Genomic DNA, 16,883 nt, shown 5'->3' with positions numbered 1-16,883 from the left:
GGCGGGGGAAGGGGTGATCCTGGGGTGCGGGGGCTGTTCTAGGAGGACAAGACATGTCCGTGATGGACAAGCTCAAGCAAATGCTCAAGGGGCACGAGGACCAGGCGGGTCAGGGCATCGACAAGGCCGGTGACTTCGTCGACGATAAGACCCAGGGCAAGTACAGCAGCCAGGTGGACACGGCCCAGGACAAGCTCAAGCAGCAGTTGGGCTCGGACCGCGGCGAGGACCGTGGGGAAGGCCCGCCCATGTGAACCACTGCCCATGTGAACCACTGAGGCATACGGGCGTCGGCCCCGGCACCTGCCGGGGCCGACGGCCCGCCGTCACGCCCCTCGGCCTCGCTCAGCCCCCGACAGCCGCCTGATACTGCTCCGCCGTGAGCAGGTCGTCCATCGGCTCGTCCAGGGACGGGGCCAGCTTGAAGAGCCAGACGCCGTACGGGTCGGTGTTGACCGACTGCGGGGTGGCGACGGCTTCCGCGTTGGTCTCGGTGATCTCGCCGGCGAGCGGGGCGTAGATGTCGTTCGCCGCCTTCACCGACTCCACCGTGCCGACCGCCTCCTTGCGGGAGACGGTCTTTCCGGCGTCGGGGAGTTCCAGGAACTCGATGTCGCCCAGGGCCTGTCGCGCGTAGTCGGTGAGGCCCACCGCGAACACGCCGTCCCCCTCGTCTCGGACCCACTGGTGGAACAGGGTGTAGCGCAGGTCGGTGGGAATGTTCGACATGCTCGGGCTCCATTCGGCACACGCGGCACACGTACGTACCGTCCACGGCGGACGATCACCAGAGAAGCTTGCCTGTGCGGTGGCCGGTGGGAGACGGTTTTTGGACAGCGAGGGGGTGTGAAGCAGCACACCGTCACAGGTTGCGGGCGATCGTGCTGACGACCTCGTCCAGGGCGATCTCCTTGAGTCCGGTGCCCGCGACCGAGGGGACGAACAGGGTCTTGTCCCAGGTCTCCGCGATGTCCCGCCACGGTTGCTGCTCCGGCGCGAAGATCAGCAGTCGCTTGGCCGACTGGTCCATCACCGCGCCGTCCCGGCCCTCGCGGCCCCACTGGTCGTGGAGTTCGTCGAGGGTGCGGGGAAAGACGCCGTCGGCCGGGGCGGCCGCCGTGGCCCTGCGGCGGGACGACCACCAAGGCGGCCGGTCCGAAGGGGACTTGGCGGCGCGTCGGCGAGGGGTGTGTTTGCCCAGGGGGTGGGCCGGTGCGTCGGTGAACAGGACGACGATGTGCCGCCGGTCGCCGGTCCCGGCCGACCACGGTGAGCGGACCGCCAGGGCGAGTGCCTCCAGGCCCGACTCGGGGACGTCGCCCCCGCCGGTCGCCCGCAGCCCCGCGATGAACTCCGCGAATTGCGGGTCCTGTTCGGGCAGGTCCAGGAACGGTGTGCTTTCGATCGCACGGTCGCGGTCCGCCCCGAAGTCGCGGAAGGCGATCACCCGTAACCGCATCCGGCCGATGTCCATCCCGCGTCGGCCCATCACGGCTTTGAGTCGCCCGTGGAAGGACAGCGCCCCTTCCTTCACCTGGTTCAGCACCGGGCCCATGCTGCCCGTCACGTCGACGCAGAGCACGATGTCCACGGCCCAGCCGTCTGTCGCCGGAGCGTCCTGCATCGCCCCACCCCCGCCGCCGAGTCGCCCGCGCCGCTGTGCGCGGACATCAGGGTAAAAGGGTGTGGGAGGAGGCGGCGGTTTGGGAAGGGTGTGTGCCGGAACAGGGCGGTGTCCGGCACGGGACTCCGTACCGGACACCACCCCATCGTGCGCGCTGGGCTCAGCAGGCCCCCAGGTCCTGCCAGACACCCCACTCACCGGTGGTGCCGGGCTCCTCGCCCTGCGTCCACCACTTGGCCTTCCAGTTGTGGCCCTTGTGCGACACCTGCATACCGCCGGTGTACACGGACGAGGTGTTCCACTGCGGGGCCGTGCACTGGTGGCCGCTGCCGCCGGTGATGGTCAGGGTGTACGTCGCCGAGTGCCCGGCGGAGGCGTTGGAGCCGGTCACCGTGAGGGTGTATGTGCCCGAGACGGCCGCGGACGTCGTCGACACCGTCAGCGTGGACGAGCCGCCCGCCGTCACCGAGGTGGGGCTCAGCGAGGCGGTGACACCGGCCGGGGCGCCGCTGACGGTGAGGTTCACGGACTGCGCCTGACCTGCGGTGACCGCCGTCTTGACCGTGGTGGTGGCCGAACTGCCCGCCGCCACCGAGCCGCTGGCGGGCGAGGTGGTCACCGAGAAGTCATTGGCGGGAGCGGTGGTACCCGAGGTGAAGGGCTCGAAGATGTGGCTGAAGTCCCAGGTGTTCTGCTGGATGCCGGAGCAGTTGTCCGCGGCCGCACCGCCGGGGCAACTGCCGTTGTCCCGCTGGAGCGCCCAGAACGAGAGGGTGTTGATGCCCTTGGAGACCGCCCAGTTGTACACCTGCGTGGCGTTGGCCAGGGTGAACGTCTCGGCGGGCCCGAAGTCGTCGACGCCCGGCATCTCGGTGACCCCGATCATGCCCCAGAGCTGGGCGGAGGTCTTGCCGGGGTACAGCTGGGCGAGCTGGTTGTACAGCCCCTGGGCCGCCGTCTGGGTGTCGTTGGCCATGTTGTGGGTGGCGTTGTCGTAGTAGTCGAACGTCATGATGTTGGCGACGTCGACGCGCGCCCCGTTGCTCACCGCGTTGCGGAGCACGGCGAGGCCGCTGGGGGCGAGGCCCGAGGTGGTGGTGGGCAGGGTGTACGAGATCTCGACCTTTCGGCCGTTGGCCGCCGCCCAGTCCTGGACCTGCTTGATCGCCTTGTTGCGCCGGTCGATTCCGGCGCTGTTGTCCAGCGAGTCGACCTCGATGTCCATGTCGAGCCGGGAGAGGTCGTAGGTCGTGATGACCTTCTCGTACGCGGCGGCGATCTGGCCGACGTCGGTGCAGCTGTCGGCGATCTCGGTGCCGGTGGTGTCGGCGGTGTAGCCGCCGAAGGAGGGGATGACGTCCCCGCCGCGCGCCTGGATGGTCTTGATGTCGCTGCCGAAGGTGGAGGCGGCGATCGGCATCCCGCTGTCGCCGTTCCAGTACGGCGTGCAGGAGCCCTTGGACGCCGTCTGGATGAACGCCATCGTGAGGTGCTTCGCGCCGGACTGGGCGGCCAGCGCGGCGGGGCTCTCGCCGGTCCAGGCCTCGAAGTAGGGGGCGAAGACATGGGCCGGCAGAGGGGTCGCGGCCTGGGCGGAGCCGCCGCCGAGCACGGCGAGGCCCGCCGTGGCCACGGCGGTGACGGTCGCGGTCAGGACCGCGCGGAGGGTACGCATGCGTCTCATGTCCGTCCAAGGTGTGAGGGGTGCGTCCGCCAATTCCCGTGGGGCGCAGCGGTGTTGGGTATGGGATATCTCCGTGATCAGAGACATGTCAATGGACTGGACCAAAACAGGACTAGACCAATTTCGAGCAAGGGGCGGCTGCGGCGTCGGCCACCGGGGGCGCGGCGCACTGGACCACTTGCCGGGGAATTCCTCGGGGTGCGAGGCGGGCACCGGGGGACACCGTCACCCGTACGGCCCATGCCGTTCGCGACCCCCCGGCGCCGTGGGTACGTTCGGACCGTCGAACGTTCACCGCCACCCGCCGCCCAAGGAGAAGCGCACATGGCCGGTCTCGTACGGAAGAGTTTCGAAGCGCCGGAGGAGGTCCGTCCGTTCGAGGACGGCAAGGGGCGCCTGGAGCTGGTCAACGTGGGCGGGGGGCAGGTGGGCCGGGCGACGTTCGAACCGGGCTGGAAGTGGTCCGAGCACGTCAAGCCGATCGCCCAGACCGACAGTTGTCTGGCCGCCCACGCGGGCTATGTCGTCTCCGGCCGTATGAAGGTCGTCATGAACGACGGCCAGGAAGAGGACTTCGGCCCCGGCGACTACATGAACGTCGCGCCCGGCCACGACGCGTGGGTCCTCGGCGACGACCCCTGTGTCGTCATCGACTGGATGGGATTCACGGACTACGCCAAGAGGTAGCCGCACTTCACGCGCACAGGCGCCGCGCCTCTCCGAGCGGAGGGGGCGCGGCGCCTATGCGCGTGAGCTGCGAACGGCCGGTTTCCGTCGGTCCGTTACGCCGTCGCCTCGCGGCGGAACAGGGCGGTCCACAGGAACGGCTCGCCGAAGCGCGGTGAGTCCGGCGGCTCGTTGCGCATACGGCGCAGCTCGACCTCGGCCAGGTCGGAGAAGATCCAGCGCAGGGACTCCGGGGTGTAGGCGAGGCCGCCGTGGAGGCCGTTCTGGCGGTAGAAGTCGCCGTCGGGGAGCTCGGAGCCCATCTCGCCCGCCGCGAAACAGGTGAGGGCGAGATGGCCGCCGGGCGCCAGCGCCCGGTCGAGCAGGTCGAGATAGCTGATGCGGCGGTGCGGCGGCAGATGGTGGAAGCAGCCGGAGTCGTAGATCAGGTCGTACGGCCCGGCCAGCACCGTATCGGCCAGCGTGAACGCGTCACCCCGGTGGAACCGGATGTCGGCCCCCGCCTCCTTGGCGCGCTCCTCGGCCCAGTCGATGGCGCCGGGGGAGAGGTCGACGGCGTCCACCTCGAAGCCCAGCGAGGCGAGGTGGAGCGCGTTGCGGCCCGGTCCACAGCCCAGATCGAGCGCCCGGCCCGGCGCGATCAGCCCGCGGTCGAGGTAGCCGACGAGGTTCTCGTCCGGCTTCGCCACGAAGAACGGCACCGGCTTGGTGTGGTCCGCGTAGAACTCGTCCCACCAGGTCGCCGCACCGGTCGTCCACCGGTCGGCCTCGGGCGCGAACAGGCCGTCCATGAGCTTGAGTACGTCGTCGATGGTGCGGATGTTCCGGTCCATCCGGTCCCCCTTTCGCTGTCCCGTGATCGTAGGGAGGACGGGCAGGAAAGGCCAGATCAGACGGGGTGCGGGGAGGTCGTGAGCGGTCGCGTGAGGGGCTTGGGCGATCATGGAAAGGGTCCCACCCGCGGGTGGGGGCGCGGCGCTGCCCGCGACGCCGTCCAGGGTCGTCCCGGGGGAAGCGTCGAGGGGGTCGGCCGGGGTTTCTCACAAGGGCGACCGCACGGCGGCCCGGTGACGGACTCCAGCCGCGAGCTCGCCACCGCGACCCGCCGCGCACAAGTCGGCGCCCGGCCGCGTCAGGCGGTCAGCGGCCGCGACTGCCGCCCCGCTGCCTCGTCGATCTCCACATGCGCCTTCTGCAACAGCTGGGACGCCAGGTCCATCAGGACCCGCGCGCCCGCGATCTCTTCGCCGACCCGCAGCTGCTCGGGGTCCGAGGGGTGGCGCATGGCGTAGCCGTGCCCCTTCACCTCGGTGCCGTCACCGAGTCTGACCAGGCCCACCGCGCTGGTGCGGTCCCCGACCTCGGAGAACTCCAGCTCCACATGCCACCCGACGAGTGTGGTCATGACGGATCACCTCCAGGGCTCGCCCTTCGTACCTCCAGGGTCCCTCCGCGGCGCCCCGGCCGCGAGACGGAGACGGAGTGCGGGGACCGCCGGGCGTTCCTACCCTGGAGGCCAGACCCCCGGAGGACGCGATGACCGCCAAGGCCGACCCGCATCTCGCCATGATCCGCGACGTGGAGCCCCGGACCCCGCAGGGCTGCGAGGAGTGTCTGCGCCTCGGCTCCCCCTGGGTCCATCTGCGGCTCTGCCTCAGCTGTGGCCACGTCGGCTGCTGCGACTCGTCCCCGCTGCACCACGCCCGCGCGCACGCCGCGAGCGAGGAGCACCCCATCGTGCGCTCCTTCGAGCCCGGCGAGGACTGGCGCTGGTGCTTCGTCCACGACGCCCTGGTCTGAGAGCCTGCTTTCGCACCCCCGCCGGCGCCCCGACGCCCGACACGCGCTGAGGCCGCGGGCGCGGGTCGCCGACCATCCCACCACCTGGACAACGTGCCGCGCCATACCCAACGTTGGGGATACCGGGCGCCGGGCACGTGGTTCGACCATGGACGGGAATCACGGCGACGGGGGACGGCAGTGGACCACGGACGAAGACCGGCTCGGTGCGGGGGAGACGGCGGCGCGGCGGGGCGCGGGGTGCTGGAGGGCGCGTTCTCGCTGCTGGAGGCGCTGGCGCGGGTGGAGGAAGGCGGACTGAGCGAGCTGGCGGCCCATGCGGGGCTGCCCAAGACCACCGTGCACCGCATGCTGGACCAGCTCGTGGCGCTGGACGCGGTGGAGCGCCGGTCGGGCCGGTACCGCATGGGACCGGCGATCGTCCGCCTCGGACGGGCCTGGAGCCCCGACCGGCCGCTGCGTACGGCCGCCGTGGGGCCGCTGCGGCACCTGGCCGCGGCCACCCGCGCCAGCGTCAGCGTGACGGTGCCCGGCGCCGGGAGCCCGCTGGTGGTGGCCGCGCTGCCCGGCGAAGTGGACGACGTCTTCCCGCTGCGGGCCGGTGCGGTCCTGCCGCCCGGGAGCGCCGCCGAGGTGGTGCTGGCGGCGGCCGGACCGGCCACGACGCCACCCGAGGGCCACTGCGCCGGGCCCTGGCGGCGCCGGATCGAGGTGGCGCGCGAGCAGGGGACGGCCACCGACCACTACGAGGCCGACGTGCTGGTGGCCTGTCTTGCGGCGCCGGTCCGCGCCCCCTCGGGAAAGGTCGTCGCCGCGCTCGCGGTCTCCGTCCTCGACCGCCGCAGGCTCACCGCCGCGGGCGACCCACTGCGCCGCGCGGCCCGCATGATCGGCGCGAATCTGGCGCGTATGCCGCAGGCGTGGCAGCTCTGAAGGGGCGCCTCCACCGCGGAAAATCGTCCGGGTCCGGCCCCGGACCGTGCTTCCATGACGCGGTGAAGAGCGAGAGAACCGAACCGTCGCGCCCTGTCCCGTACGTCCGCCCGCGAACGGATCGCGACCTGGACGCGTGCGTCCACGCGCTCGCCGCCGTCCACGAGCGCGACGGCTACCCGGTGAACTGGCCCGACCGCCCCGCCGACTGGCTCGCGCAGCCGTCGCTCCTGGGGGCCTGGGTGGCGGAGCTGGACGGCCGGGTCGCCGGTCATGTCGGTCTGTCGCTCAGCGGTACGGGGGATGTGGCACCCGGTCTGTGGAGCGCCCGCGCGGGGGTGGGCCCCGATGCGACGGCCGTGGTCAGCCGTCTGTTCGTGGCCCCCGGGGCGCGCGGGCACGGGATCGGCCGGCTGCTGCTGGCCCGGGCCGTGGGCGAGGCCCGGTCCCGCGGGCTGCATCCGGTGCTCGACGTGGTCGCCTCGGACACCGCGGCGACCGCGCTGTACGAACGGCTCGGCTGGGAGCTGCTGGCCGAGGTCGAGCAGGAGTGGGGACCCCGGCAGACCGTGGCCGTCCGCTGCTACGCGGCGGGCGGCTGAGAGCCTGTCTTTCAACCCCCGCCTGCGCAGCGGCGCCCGGCACGCACGCTCGGTGCCGGGGCCCCCGAGCTCAGCCCGCCGCGTGCGTCTCGCGCAGGAAGTCGACGAGTACGCGGTTCACCTCGTCGGGGCGCTCCAGGTTGGGGAGGTGGCCCGCCCAGGAGAGTTCGAGGTGGCGGGCGTCGGCGAGCACCCCGGTGAGGTGGACGGCTATCTGCCGGAAGTCCGCGAAGTCGTGGTCGCCGGAGACGAGCAGGGCGGGGGCCTTGACCGCGGACAGGTCGGGCTCGACCTTGATCTGGCCGAACTCCTCCTCGGCGGCGATCTGGACGTCGAAGGCGTTGCGCTGCATCACGCGCACCAGCTCCCGGACCGCCTGGTCGGCGTCGGGGCCCACCCAGGCGTCCACATTGAGATCGGTCGCCCCGGCGATGTCACCGGACTCGATGAGCGCGTCCTCGCGGTCGCCGAACGCGTCGAGTTCGGCGCTGGGCTCGTGCCCGGCCAGCGCGGTGCAGAGCAGCCCCAGCGAGACGACCCGCCCCGGCCAGCGGGCCGCGATCTCCAGCGCGACCCGGCCGCCGCCGGACGAGGCGATCACCGCCGCGCGCTCGATGCCGAGCGCGTCCAGCAGGGCGACGACGTCCTCCGCGTTGTTGTACGGCCGGTCGGGCATGGGCGTGAGGCCGAAGCCGCGGAAGTCGCAGCGCACCACCTGGTAGCCGGCGCCGAAGAGCGCCGGTACCTGGGGGTCCCACATCCGCCGGTCGCAGACCGTGGAGTGGAGAAGGAGCACCGCGGGGCCGGTTCCGGCCACATCATGGGAAAGAGTCACCGCGTCACCGTAGATGATCAGACCCGCGCCGCACACCCCAGTTTCCCGGTACGGGAGTCGGCAGGGTGCGGTGCGTCCGAACCGTCGGCCGCCGTCGGCAGCGTGGCGACGGGCCACCAGAAGTCGTCCCGGATGCCGTCCTCGGTGGCTGTGTCGATCTCCGGCTGTTCGCCGGTCAGGCGTCGAGTCATACGGTCAAGTGTGGTCGGTGGGACGCCAGTTGAGGAGTCGATTTCTAGAACAGTTTTCTACAGATTGCTGCGCTAGGGTTGCCGTCATGGCAGACAGCATCCCGATCGGTGCCCCCTGTGGCGCCCCCTGCGTCCGAGGCCCACGGCACGGGCACCTCACGCACCGAGCGGGGCGCGGTCATGTCGCCTAGGCAGCAGCGCGGTGAGGCCACCGTCGACCGCCTGCTGACGTCCGCTTTGCGGGTGTTCGCCGAGTCGGGCCAGCAGGGGTTCACCGTCAGCGCCGTCACCCGCGCCAGCGGGGTCAGCCTCGGCAGCCTCTACCACCACTTCGGCAGCTTCGACGGTCTGGCCGCCGCTCTCTACACCCGGTGCATGGAGCAGCTTTTCGACGAGATGACCGCCGTGCTCACCCGGGCCCGCACCGCCCGCACCGGCATCCGCGCGCTCGTCCAGTGCTATCTGCGCTTCACCGAAGAGCACCCGGACGTCGCGCTCTTCCTGCACGCCTCCGCGTACTCCGGCTATCTCGCCGCCCACGCCGACGAGATCCGCCGGGTCAAGGCGGTCAAGCTGGCCGTCATCGCCGCCTGGCTGGGCCCCCGCGTCGAGGCCGGCGAGATCGCGCCGCTCCCCTCGCCCCTGATCGACGTCCTCATCCTCGGGCCCCCGGCCGAAACCGCGCGCCGCTGGCTCTCCAGCACGTATGACATCGACCTCGCCCAGGCGTACCGGATCCTGCCCGACCGGGTCTGGCGCTCGCTTCAGCCGGACTGACCGGACGGGACCCGGGCGGGGACCGGCGTGGCCGGGGCCGTCCCGCGCGCGGCCCTGTGCGTCGCGGGCCCCATCGCGTACGAGGCCACCAGGATCATCCCGCCGAGCAGCAGCCAGCCGGGGCTGCCCCAGTCCACGAGCAGCGCGGTCAGCAGCAGCGGGCCCAGGGTGCGGGCCACGGTGACGCCGGTGCCGAACAGGCCCTGGTACTCGCCGATCCGGTCGGCCGGTGCCAGGTCGAAGCCGATCTGCCAGGAGCCCGCCGAGTGCAGCATCTCGGCGACGACCAGGAGCACCGAGCCGGTGACGAGCGCCGCGGCGGCCGTCCAGGGTTCGTCGCCCGTGGCCGACAGCGCGAAGACCGCGCAGGCCGCGAGCATCACCGCGCCGGAACGGCGCACCGACCGCACGGCGCTCGCGAGTCCGCTGACGCTCCGGGCCGTTCGCACCTGGAAGAGCATCACCGCACCGGTGTTGAGCACGAACAGCGCCGAGACCAGCCAGGCCGGTGCGGCCGTGCGCTGAGTGATCCACAGCGGAATCCCCAGGCTGAGCAGCGGCATCCGCAGGAGCAGCACGGTGTTGAGGAGGGCGACCACGACGTACGGGCGGTCCTTGAGGACCGTCGGGCCGCCGCGCCCGCCACCGGGCGACGGCACGGGCGCGACCCGGGGGAGCCGCGCCAGGAGCAGCGCGCACACCAGGAAGCTCGCCGCGTCCAGGGCGAAGACCGTGAGGTACGCGCCGGTCGTGCCGGAGTGCAGGGCCACGCCCCCGAGCGCCGCGCCGACGGCGAGCCCCGCGTTGAGCGTGGCCTGAAGACGCGCCAGGGTCGCCGTGCGCTCGGTCTCGGCCACCAGTCCGGCGAGGAGCGACTGACGTGCTGCCGACAGCCCCGACTGCGCCGTCGCGTAAAGGACGGCGGCCAGCAGGAACGGCACGAAGGAGCGGACGACCAGGAACGACGCCACCGCCGCGCCGGTCGTCAGGGCGAGGAGCACCGCCGTCCCCCGGGGCCCGCGCCGGTCCGCGAGCCGCCCGAGCGGTACGCCCGCGACCGAGCCGACCGCCCACGCCAGCGTCAGCCCCAGGCCGATGCGCGCCGGGGCGAGACCGACGACGCGCGTGAAGTACAGGGCGGAGGTGACGAGGTACGCGCCGTCGCCGACGGAGTTGGTCAGTTGGGCCAGCGAGAGGAGGCGCCGGGGGGCCGCGGGGGAGACCGATCTGTTCGTCATGTACGGGACACTATGGCCCCGGTGGCCCTTCCCTCTGGTCCATTTCGGAGGGGTGTGAGTGGGCCATTTTTCGTGTGCCGATGGCGCCCGCGCTTTCGTACCGCCTGGGTGTCGCCGAACATGCGTTCCTCGTAGCGCGCCAGGGCGAGCAGCGCGCCCAGCATCAGGGGCGGGATCAGAACGGCCACGATGACCACGACGACTCCTCACGGGCGAACGGGTCTGTGGGAGCGCGTAGCCCCGCAGGCGCGTCGAAAACATCGAACTGGCGGGGGAGGGAGGGCGGCGAAAGTGATGTTTTCGATTCGCGGAGCCAGGTAATGGGTTAATTATGGTGCAAATCGGCTACACGATGATGACCGAGCAGACCGGCCCCCGCGCCCTCGTCTCCGACCTGGTCGCCGCGGAGCGCGCCGGTTTCGACTTCTCCGTCACCTCCGACCACTACTTCCCCTGGCTGGAATCACAGGGGCACGCGTCCTATGCGTGGAGCGTGCTCGGTGCCGCCGCCCAGGCCACCACGCGGATCCCGCTGATGACGTACGTGACCTGCCCGACGGTCCGCTACCACCCCGTGGTCGTCGCCCAGAAGGCGGCGACGATGCAGCTGCTGTCCCAGGGGAGGTTCCGCCTGGGCCTCGGCTCCGGCGAGAACCTCAACGAGCACGTGGTGGGCGCCGGATGGCCCTCCCCGCAGGTCCGCCTGGACATGCTGGACGAGGCCGTCGACATCATCCGCGCCCTCTTCGAAGGCGGCAACGTCAACCATCAGGGCGCCTTCTTCGACGTGGCGAACGCCCGGCTGTGGGATCTGCCGGACGAGCCGCCGCCCATCGGGATCGCCGTCTCCGGCGAGCGCTCCTGCGCGCTGGCCGGCCGCTCCGCCGATCTCGTCATCGCCACCGAGCCCAAGCCGGAGCTGGTGGAGTCCTTCGACCGGCACGGCGGCGCCGGAAAGCCCCGCGTGGGCCAGCTGCCGGTCTGCTACGACACCGACCGGGACGCGGCGATCGCCCGCGCCCACGACCAGTTCCGCTGGTTCGGCGGCGGCTGGCCGGTGAACGCGGAGATTCCGGGGCCGTCCGGCTTCGAGGGCGCCACCCGGTACGTCACCCCGCAGGACGTGGCCGAGGCCATCCCGTGCGGCGACGACGTCACCGCGTTCGTCGACGCGGTGCGCCCGTTCGTCGAGGCGGGCTTCACCGAGGTCGCCCTCGTCCAGATCGGCGGCGAGCAGCAACTCCCCTTCATCCGCTGGGCCGAGGAGAAGCTACTGCCCGCCCTGCGCGAGCTGTGACGCCGCCTCGGCGTCGAGCCGGGCCCGCTGGGGCAGGACGGTGTACTCGGGGTCCTCGGCCGAGGCGATACCGGCCGCGAAGACACCGAAGCGCGTACACGCCGAGCCCGCGAGCAGGGCGAGCCCGCTCGCCGCGGCCACCGCGCGCCGGTGCCCGCCCAGCATCGCGCCGGCCGCCCCGCCTACGGTGAGGGCGCGGGCGGCCCGCAGGAGGGTCCCGGCCCGGCCCTCGCGCCAGGTCTCGGCGACCATGCCGAGACGCCGCTCGGCCGCCCGGCTCGCGGCCGTCTCGGCGAGCGCCGCCAGCGCCGCCGCACACCGGGCCGGGGCCGCCTCGTGCGACGGCCCGACGGCCAGGGCCATCCCGGCGGCGGCAGCGGTCGCGGACGCGGCGAAGACATAGGGGAGTTCGCGGTGGGCGCCGTGCCAGGCGGGCACCGCCGTGTCCGCCGCGAGCACCGCGGTGTACGAGGCCACGGCGGGCCCGAGCAGCGCGGCTCCCGCCGTCGCGACGGCGCCGGTGCGGGGCAGCCGTCCGGTCGCGGCGGTGACGGCCGCCGCGCCGGCCGCCGGGCCGTAGACGGAGAGCAGCCAGGAGCCCACGCTCATGGGCGAGGTCGGCTTGAGGACCCTCAGCATGTTCGCGAACCGGTCCGGCCTGCCGAGGTCGTTGATGAGCGCGGCGGCGGAGAGCGAGACCGCCGCGAGCGAGGACACCTTCATCGCCGTCGCCGTGGTGGTACGGCCGGTCAGCTGGGCCCCGGCCGCGAGGACCGAGCCCGCTCCGGCGAGCCCGCCCAGGAAGAAGTACCCGGCGATGTCCCGTGCCGCCCACGACGGCGCCTTGATCACCGGCCGCCCGTAGTACGAGGCGAACTCGGCGCGCGGCACCATCAGTTGCTCGCCACGGCGCTTCCCCCGCCGCCGCGCGGGCTCCGGACGGCTCCCGTTCCCGGTCATCGCCGCCCCCTCGCGGCCACGGCGAACGACAGCGCCACACCGCCCAGCAGGGACAGAGCCGCCGCACCCGCGTGTTTCCACATCGTGGGCAGGTCGCGGGTGGTGACGACCGGTGCCGGTGGCAGCCCGTAGACCTCGGGCTCGTCGAGCAGCAGGAAGAACGCGCCGTCGCCGCCGACCCCGTCGTCCGGCTCGTGGCCGTAGAGCCGCGCGCCCGCCACGCCCGCCTCGTGCAGCTCGTCGACGCGCAGCGCGGCCCGCTCGCGCAGCTCGTCCAGCGGGCCAAACCGGATGGACTCGGTGGGGCACGCCTTGGCGCAGGCGGGCTCCTGCCCGGCGCCCAGCCGGTCGTAGCACATGGTGCACTTGAACGCCCGCCCGTCCGACGGCCGCTGCTCGATGACGCCGTAGGGACAGGCGGGCACACAGTAGCCGCAGCCGTTGCAGATGTCGTCCTGGACGACGACCGTGCCGAACTCGGTCCGGAAGAGCGAGCCGGTCGGGCAGACGTCCAGGCAGGCGGCGTGGGTGCAGTGCTTGCACACGTCGGACGACATCAGCCAGCGCAGCTCGCCCGCCGCGCCGGCAGGCTCCGGCTCGCCGTCGTCGAGCAGCGGGAGCCGGGCGCGGCCGTCGGGCGCGGGCGCCGGCTGCTCGATGAAGGCGACGTGCCGCCAGGCCGAGGCGCCCAGCCCCTGGGTGTTGTCGTAACTCATCCCGGTCAGCGACAGCCCGTCCTCGGGCAGCGCGTTCCACTCCTTGCACGCCACCTCGCACGCCTTGCAGCCGATGCAGACCGAGGTGTCGGTGAAGAAGCCCACGCGCGCCGGCGGATCGGGGTGCCCGGCGTCCCGCGCGGGGTCGGGCTCGGGCCCGCTCAGCAGATGACGGTCCGTCATTTCCGGCTCTCCGTCCCCGTGGTCCCGGTGATGCCCGCGCGCCTGCGGTACTCGGCCACCAGCTTCGGCAGATCCGGGCCGCGCGGACGGCGCCCCGGGCGGATGTCGGCGGTGAGCGCCTTGTCCTCCTGGATATGGGCGTTGGGGTCGAGCGCCATGGCCACCAGCTCGTTCGCCGCGTCCCCCGTGGCCACACCGTTGGGCCCCCAGTGGAAGGGCAGCCCGATCTGGTGCACCGTACGGCCGTGCACGGTCAGCGGCCTGATCCGGTCGGTGACCAGGACCCGCGCCTCGATCGCGTTGCGGGCGGTCACGACGGTGGCCCACCCGGTGTGCTCAAGACCGCGCTCGGCGGCGAGCTGCGGGGAGACCTCGCAGAACAACTCCGGCTGGAGCTCGGCGAGATACGGCGACCAGCGGCTCATCCCGCCCGCCGTGAAGTGCTCGGTGAGCCGGTAGGTGGTGAGGACGTACGGGAAGACCTCGGCGCCCTTCTCGTCGCCGCTGGGGTGGTAGCGGTTGCCCTCCCTGGGCAGCAACTGCCGTACGGGAGAGCGCGGCGTGGACGGGTGGAGGGCGTTGGGGAAGGGCGAGTCCTGCGGCTCGTAGTGCGTGGGCAGCGGGCCGTCCTCAAGCCCGGCGGGAGCGTACAGCCAGCCCTTGCCGTCGGCCTGCATGATGAACGGGTCGTCGCCGCGCAGCGCGTCGGGGCCCGTCGCACCGTCCGGCGGCACGTGATCGGGGGAGCGGTCGGGCACGAAGTCGGGGACGTCGTGACCGGTCCACTTCCCCTCCTCCCCGTCCCACCACACATACGCCTTGCGCTCGCTCCACGGGGTGCCGTCGGGGGCGGCCGAGGCCCGGTTGTAGAGGATGCGCCGGTTGGCGGGCCACGCCCAGGCCCACTCGGCGGCCACCCAGTCCTGCTCGGAGCCGGGTGTGCGGTTGGCGGCCCGGTTGACGCCGTCCGCGTACACCCCGCAGTAGATCCAGCAGCCGCACTTCGTGGAGCCGTCGTCCTTGAGCTCGGTGTACGCGGACAGCGGCGCGCCGTCGGGCCCGTGGCCGTTGATCTCGGCGAGCACCGCCTCCGCGACCGGCTCCTCCAGCGGCCCCTCGACCGGATAGTCCCAGGTCAGATCCTGTACGGGCCGGTCCATCGGGTCGCTGGAGGCAGCCAGCCGCGCCTTGATGCGGCGCCCCAGGTGGTACATGAACCACAGATCGCTGCGGGCGTCGCCCTTGGGCTCGACGGCCGCGTGGTGCCACTGCAACCAGCGGTTGGTGTTGGTGAAGGAGCCCGACTTCTCGGTGTGCGCGGCGGCCGGGAAGAAGAACACCTCCGTCCCGATCTCCTCGGTCCGCAGCTCCCCGGTCTCGATCTCCGGGCCGTCCTGCCACCAAGTCGCCGACTCGATCAGCGAGAAGTCACGGACGACCAGCCACTCCAGATTGGCCATGCCGAGCCGTTGCAGACGGGTGTTGGCGGAGCCCACGGCAGGGTTCTCGCCCATCAGGAAGTACCCCTTGCACACCCCGTCCAGCTGCGCCATCACCGTCTCGTACGTCGAGTGCGAGCCGGTCAGCCGGGGCAGGTGGTCGAAGCAGAAGTCGTTCTCGGGGGTGGCCGCGTCGCCGTAGTACGCCTTGAGCAGGCTGACGAAGTAGGCCCGCATGTCGGCCCAGAAGCCCTTGTCCGTACGGCTGGCCTCGATGAACGTGTCGAGGGTCTCGTGCGCGTGGGCGTGCGGCATGGGCAGATAGCCGGGCAGCAGGTTGTAGAGGGTGGGGATGTCGCTGGAGCCCTGGATGGAGGCGTGGCCGCGCAGTGCCTGGATGCCGCCGCCGGGGCGGCCGATGTTGCCGAGCAGCAGTTGCAGGATGCTCGCCGCGCGGATGTACTGCGACCCGACCGTGTGCTGGGTCCAGCCGACCGCGTACACGAACGCGCTGGTGCGCTCGCGGCCCGAGTTGGAGGTCAGGTCCGCGCACACCCGCAGGAACGTCTCGCGCGGCACCCCGCAGACCCGCTCCACCAACTCCGGTGTGTAGCGGGCGTAGTGGCGCTTGAGGATCTGGTAGACGCAGCGCGGGTGGGTGAGCGTCTCGTCGCGGGGGGCCCGGGCGTGGGTCCGTGCGCCGCCCGAACCGTGCGTCTCGGCGCCGCCGGAGCCCCGGGTCCGCTCCTCGTACTGCTCGTCCACGTCGCCCGAGGGCGCCTGCACCGCCGTGCCCTCGTACTGCCAGCTCGACGGGTCGTAGTGGTGCGCGTCCTCGTCCAGGCCGGAGAAGACCCCGTCGAGGTCCTCGGTGTCCCGGAAGTCCTCGCCGACCAGCGTCGCCGCGTTGGTGTACGCCAGCACGTACTCGCGGAAGTCCTTCTCCTCGCTCAGTACGTGGTGGATGATCCCGCCGAGGAAGGCGATGTCGCTGCCCGCCCGGATGGGCACATGCAGATCGGCGAGCGCGCTGGTGCGGGTGTAGCGCGGGTCGACATGGATGATCCGGGCGCCGCGCGCCTTCGCCTCCATCACCCACTGGAAGCCCACCGGGTGCGCCTCGGCGAAGTTGGAGCCCTGGATGACGATGCAGTCGGCGTGCTGGAGGTCCTGCATGAACGTGGTGGCGCCGCCGCGCCCGAAGGAGGTGCCGAGCCCGGCGACCGTGGAGCTGTGGCAGACCCGCGCCTGGTTCTCCACCTGGATCACCCCGAGGCCGGTCAGCAGCTTCTTGATGAGGTAGTTCTCCTCGTTGTCCAGGGTCGCGCCGCCGAGGCTGGCGATGCCGAGCGTGCGGGCGGTCCGCTTGCCTTCGTGCTCCCACTCCCAGGTGCGCCGCCGCGTCTCGATCACGCGCTCGGCCACCATGTCCATGGCCGTGTCCAGATCGAGCGGCTCCCACTCGGTGGCGTACGGGCGCCGGTGCAGGACCTGGTGGCGGCGGGCGGTGCCGGTGGTGAGCTGGAGCGTGGCCGAGCCCTTGGGGCAGAGCCGGCCCCGGCTGACCGGCGAGTCCGGGTCGCCCTCGATCTGGACGACCTCGTCGCCCTTGACGTAGATCTGCTGCCCGCAGCCCACCGCGCAGTACGGGCACACGGAGGGGACCACCCGGTCGGCGGATCCGGTGCGGGCCGTGAGCCGTTCGGTGTGCGCCGACATCGCGGCGCGGCCCCGGCCCAGCGGATCGCTCCCGGTCAGCTGGCGGTAGACCGGCCAGCCGCCGAGCCGCTCGCGTACGCCCATGGAGCTTCCTCTCCCGCGTCTGCTGTGGCCCCGCCTACAGACTCACCCGCCGCGGCCCCGGCGTCGAACGGGAGCCGGGCGGATGCCGGAGCCAGGTACCCGTTCGGCCGATTC

The 16,883-nt window shown here is 72.2% G+C and carries 18 protein-coding genes; 7 read left to right on the top strand and 11 right to left on the bottom strand.

From position 1 onward, the window contains the following. Window positions 1-53: 53 nt before the first annotated feature. On the top strand, window positions 54-254 hold the full coding sequence (locus BX283_RS06190) for an antitoxin (protein WP_101386640.1): 201 nt from the start codon (window positions 54-56) through the stop codon (window positions 252-254). A 91-nt stretch (window positions 255-345) separates the two neighbouring features. On the opposite strand, the gene gcvH is transcribed toward BX283_RS06190, so the two are convergent. The 3 genes from gcvH to BX283_RS06175 form a co-directional block, all read right to left on the bottom strand. Then, complete coding sequence (gcvH, locus tag BX283_RS06185) at window positions 346-729, bottom strand: glycine cleavage system protein GcvH (RefSeq protein ID WP_101386639.1); 384 nt, start codon at window positions 727-729, stop codon at window positions 346-348. A 133-nt stretch (window positions 730-862) separates the two neighbouring features. Further along, entirely contained in the window at window positions 863-1,624 is a 762-nt protein-coding gene (locus BX283_RS06180; RefSeq protein WP_101386638.1) for a vWA domain-containing protein, read from the bottom strand. A gap of 160 nt (window positions 1,625-1,784) precedes the next feature. After that, on the bottom strand, window positions 1,785-3,308 hold the full coding sequence (locus tag BX283_RS06175; protein ID WP_101386637.1) for a chitinase: 1,524 nt from the start codon (window positions 3,306-3,308) through the stop codon (window positions 1,785-1,787). A 324-nt stretch (window positions 3,309-3,632) separates the two neighbouring features. Here BX283_RS06175 and BX283_RS06170 point away from each other — a divergent pair, with 324 nt between their 5' ends. Beyond that, the gene (locus BX283_RS06170) at window positions 3,633-3,995 is read left to right on the top strand and encodes a cupin domain-containing protein (protein ID WP_101386636.1); all 363 of its coding nucleotides are present in this window, start codon (window positions 3,633-3,635) and stop codon (window positions 3,993-3,995) included. 95 nt (window positions 3,996-4,090) lie between these two features. On the opposite strand, the gene BX283_RS06165 is transcribed toward BX283_RS06170, so the two are convergent. Further along, complete coding sequence (locus BX283_RS06165; protein ID WP_101386635.1) at window positions 4,091-4,828, bottom strand: class I SAM-dependent methyltransferase; 738 nt, start codon at window positions 4,826-4,828, stop codon at window positions 4,091-4,093. 299 nt (window positions 4,829-5,127) lie between these two features. After that, window positions 5,128-5,400 (bottom strand): DUF1876 domain-containing protein, encoded by a 273-nt coding sequence (locus BX283_RS06160; protein WP_101386634.1) that lies wholly within the window; start codon window positions 5,398-5,400, stop codon window positions 5,128-5,130. 131 nt (window positions 5,401-5,531) lie between these two features. Between BX283_RS06160 and BX283_RS06155 the strand changes: the two genes are divergently transcribed. From BX283_RS06155 to BX283_RS06145, 3 genes are all read left to right on the top strand, one after another. After that, window positions 5,532-5,795 (top strand): UBP-type zinc finger domain-containing protein, encoded by a 264-nt coding sequence (locus BX283_RS06155; RefSeq protein ID WP_101386633.1) that lies wholly within the window; start codon window positions 5,532-5,534, stop codon window positions 5,793-5,795. A gap of 180 nt (window positions 5,796-5,975) precedes the next feature. Continuing rightward, a complete protein-coding gene (locus tag BX283_RS06150) occupies window positions 5,976-6,728 on the top strand; it encodes an IclR family transcriptional regulator (protein ID WP_101386632.1) in 753 nt (250 codons plus the stop codon). A gap of 62 nt (window positions 6,729-6,790) precedes the next feature. Then, a complete protein-coding gene (locus BX283_RS06145) occupies window positions 6,791-7,330 on the top strand; it encodes a GNAT family N-acetyltransferase (protein WP_101386631.1) in 540 nt (179 codons plus the stop codon). Window positions 7,331-7,400: 70 nt separating this feature from the next. Here BX283_RS06145 and BX283_RS06140 read toward each other — a convergent pair whose 3' ends face one another. Together BX283_RS06140 and BX283_RS40515 are read right to left on the bottom strand one after the other, a co-directional pair. Next, the gene (locus tag BX283_RS06140) at window positions 7,401-8,165 is read right to left on the bottom strand and encodes an alpha/beta fold hydrolase (RefSeq protein ID WP_101392175.1); all 765 of its coding nucleotides are present in this window, start codon (window positions 8,163-8,165) and stop codon (window positions 7,401-7,403) included. A 17-nt stretch (window positions 8,166-8,182) separates the two neighbouring features. Next, complete coding sequence (locus tag BX283_RS40515; RefSeq protein WP_180357073.1) at window positions 8,183-8,356, bottom strand: hypothetical protein; 174 nt, start codon at window positions 8,354-8,356, stop codon at window positions 8,183-8,185. Between the two features lie 180 nt (window positions 8,357-8,536). Between BX283_RS40515 and BX283_RS06135 the strand changes: the two genes are divergently transcribed. Then, complete coding sequence (locus tag BX283_RS06135; protein WP_101392174.1) at window positions 8,537-9,133, top strand: TetR/AcrR family transcriptional regulator; 597 nt, start codon at window positions 8,537-8,539, stop codon at window positions 9,131-9,133. Here BX283_RS06135 and BX283_RS06130 read toward each other — a convergent pair. Beyond that, window positions 9,121-10,371: an MFS transporter gene (locus tag BX283_RS06130; protein WP_101386630.1), complete on the bottom strand. Its 1,251-nt coding sequence runs from the start codon at window positions 10,369-10,371 to the stop codon at window positions 9,121-9,123. The genes BX283_RS06135 and BX283_RS06130 overlap by 13 nt on opposite strands. A gap of 331 nt (window positions 10,372-10,702) precedes the next feature. Here BX283_RS06130 and BX283_RS06125 point away from each other — a divergent pair, with 331 nt between their 5' ends. Beyond that, the gene (locus BX283_RS06125; RefSeq protein WP_101386629.1) at window positions 10,703-11,668 is read left to right on the top strand and encodes an LLM class F420-dependent oxidoreductase; all 966 of its coding nucleotides are present in this window, start codon (window positions 10,703-10,705) and stop codon (window positions 11,666-11,668) included. On the opposite strand, the gene nrfD is transcribed toward BX283_RS06125, so the two are convergent. The 3 genes from nrfD to fdh form a co-directional block, all read right to left on the bottom strand. Then, window positions 11,642-12,562 carry an NrfD/PsrC family molybdoenzyme membrane anchor subunit gene (nrfD, locus tag BX283_RS06120; RefSeq protein WP_101386628.1) on the bottom strand — a complete coding sequence of 307 codons (921 nt, stop codon included), beginning with the start codon at window positions 12,560-12,562 and terminating at the stop codon, window positions 11,642-11,644. The genes BX283_RS06125 and nrfD overlap by 27 nt on opposite strands. Window positions 12,563-12,624: 62 nt before the next feature. Beyond that, the gene (locus BX283_RS06115) at window positions 12,625-13,527 is read right to left on the bottom strand and encodes a 4Fe-4S dicluster domain-containing protein (RefSeq protein WP_101386627.1); all 903 of its coding nucleotides are present in this window, start codon (window positions 13,525-13,527) and stop codon (window positions 12,625-12,627) included. Next, window positions 13,524-16,769, bottom strand: coding sequence for a formate dehydrogenase (gene fdh, locus BX283_RS06110; RefSeq protein ID WP_101386626.1), 3,246 nt, complete (start codon window positions 16,767-16,769; stop codon window positions 13,524-13,526). The genes BX283_RS06115 and fdh overlap by 4 nt, the downstream gene beginning before the upstream one ends. Window positions 16,770-16,883: the final 114 nt, after the last annotated feature.

The sequence above is a fragment of the Streptomyces sp. TLI_146 genome (genome assembly GCF_002846415.1).
Classification (GTDB): Bacteria; Actinomycetota; Actinomycetes; order Streptomycetales; family Streptomycetaceae; genus Streptomyces.
This window is presented reverse-complemented; position numbering and strand designations above follow the sequence as displayed.

Bases quoted from the DNA above. Each gene is read 5' to 3' on its own strand.
- BX283_RS06190 (WP_101386640.1), top strand. From the start codon at position 54: ATGTCCGTGATGGACAAGCTCAAGCAAATGCTCAAGGGGCACGAGGAC.
- gcvH (WP_101386639.1), bottom strand. From the start codon at position 729: ATGTCGAACATTCCCACCGACCTGCGCTACACCCTGTTCCACCAGTGG.
- BX283_RS06180 (WP_101386638.1), bottom strand. From the start codon at position 1,624: ATGCAGGACGCTCCGGCGACAGACGGCTGGGCCGTGGACATCGTGCTC.
- BX283_RS06175 (WP_101386637.1), bottom strand. From the start codon at position 3,308: ATGAGACGCATGCGTACCCTCCGCGCGGTCCTGACCGCGACCGTCACC.
- BX283_RS06170 (WP_101386636.1), top strand. From the start codon at position 3,633: ATGGCCGGTCTCGTACGGAAGAGTTTCGAAGCGCCGGAGGAGGTCCGT.
- BX283_RS06165 (WP_101386635.1), bottom strand. From the start codon at position 4,828: ATGGACCGGAACATCCGCACCATCGACGACGTACTCAAGCTCATGGAC.
- BX283_RS06160 (WP_101386634.1), bottom strand. From the start codon at position 5,400: ATGACCACACTCGTCGGGTGGCATGTGGAGCTGGAGTTCTCCGAGGTC.
- BX283_RS06155 (WP_101386633.1), top strand. From the start codon at position 5,532: ATGACCGCCAAGGCCGACCCGCATCTCGCCATGATCCGCGACGTGGAG.
- BX283_RS40515 (WP_180357073.1), bottom strand. From the start codon at position 8,356: ATGACTCGACGCCTGACCGGCGAACAGCCGGAGATCGACACAGCCACC.
- BX283_RS06135 (WP_101392174.1), top strand. From the start codon at position 8,537: ATGTCGCCTAGGCAGCAGCGCGGTGAGGCCACCGTCGACCGCCTGCTG.
- BX283_RS06130 (WP_101386630.1), bottom strand. From the start codon at position 10,371: ATGACGAACAGATCGGTCTCCCCCGCGGCCCCCCGGCGCCTCCTCTCG.
- BX283_RS06125 (WP_101386629.1), top strand. From the start codon at position 10,703: ATGGTGCAAATCGGCTACACGATGATGACCGAGCAGACCGGCCCCCGC.
- nrfD (WP_101386628.1), bottom strand. From the start codon at position 12,562: ATGGTGCCGCGCGCCGAGTTCGCCTCGTACTACGGGCGGCCGGTGATC.
- BX283_RS06115 (WP_101386627.1), bottom strand. From the start codon at position 13,527: ATGACGGACCGTCATCTGCTGAGCGGGCCCGAGCCCGACCCCGCGCGG.
- fdh (WP_101386626.1), bottom strand. From the start codon at position 16,769: ATGGGCGTACGCGAGCGGCTCGGCGGCTGGCCGGTCTACCGCCAGCTG.